Here is a 1,127-nt window from a genome sequence, read left to right as displayed (position 1 = left end):
GAACCATTATTGTTTATTCCGTTAGCAACATTACATGAAATATCACTCGCTAAGGCTCCAACTATAGCTATTGGAGTAACTGAATCTACTGTGTACGATTCTTGATATGTACAGCCGTTAGCATCTTTTACTTGGAATGTATATGTATCTGGCAACAAGCCTGTAAATACTCCGCTTGATTTACCTGTAATATTGCCAACTGCAGTTGTTGGTGACAAAATGGAATATGTTTTTGTACCTACTCCGTTAACAACATTCGTAATTGAAACTGTACTTGTTTGTCTGGCTGCTGGACTGCAATACACTGCTGTACCATTAATATCCATTCCTGTAGGAGGATTTAAAGGAGCTACATTTGTACTGACTGCAGCTGTTATATTACATCTGTTTCCATCTTTAACCCATGCCTTTACTAATCCAGCTGCATTAGTTGTAAATGTATTAATTGATGAATAGTTAATACCATCAAAACTATATTGATAAGGTAATGTTCCTCCACTTCCATTCACTGTAACTGTAGCTTGTTGTGTATCATTTCCTGTTCCGCAAGATAAACCAGTCGTTACTGAAATATTTGCGGCAACTGCTGTAGGCTGTGTAATATCTACTGGGATTGCAACTGATTTACACAACTTAGCATCCTGAACTACAACTTTATAAACACCCGCATCTGTCAATCCTATAAAGTAATTTGATGTTTGGAAATTTGCTCCATTATCGATACTGTATAGGTAAGGCTCAACACCATTAGATCCAGTTATTGTAATTGTTCCATCTGCTCCTCCATTACAACTTACATTAGTTTGAACAAATGCAGCCGCTGGTGTGCTAGGCGTAGTCACAACAACATTTGCTGTTGTAACTGAACAAGCTGCCGCATTACTGTCTTTTATCACAAAATGATAAGTACCAGAAGCCGAAACAGAAGCCGTGAAACTTGAACCCGTTACAGGTGTCAAACTGCCCGTGGCAACTCCTCCAACATACATTTGATAAGAATATGGCGCAACACCGTCTGTTATAGCAACAGCTATTGTTGCATTTATTGGTGCAGCGCAAAATAATTCCTTAGTTACTCTGGCAAAAGCTGTTAATTGTTTTTCAATTTTATACGTTACAAAAGCCTC

At 38.1% G+C, this 1,127-nt stretch carries 1 pseudogene; it reads right to left on the bottom strand.

Going from position 1 to position 1,127, the window contains the following annotated elements:
* A pseudogene (locus J2W95_RS17395) lies at positions 1-1,127 on the bottom strand (SprB repeat-containing protein); the annotation flags it as partial.

It is taken from the genome of Flavobacterium granuli (assembly GCF_031456055.1).
Classification (GTDB): Bacteria; Bacteroidota; Bacteroidia; order Flavobacteriales; family Flavobacteriaceae; genus Flavobacterium; species Flavobacterium granuli_A.
This window is presented reverse-complemented; position numbering and strand designations above follow the sequence as displayed.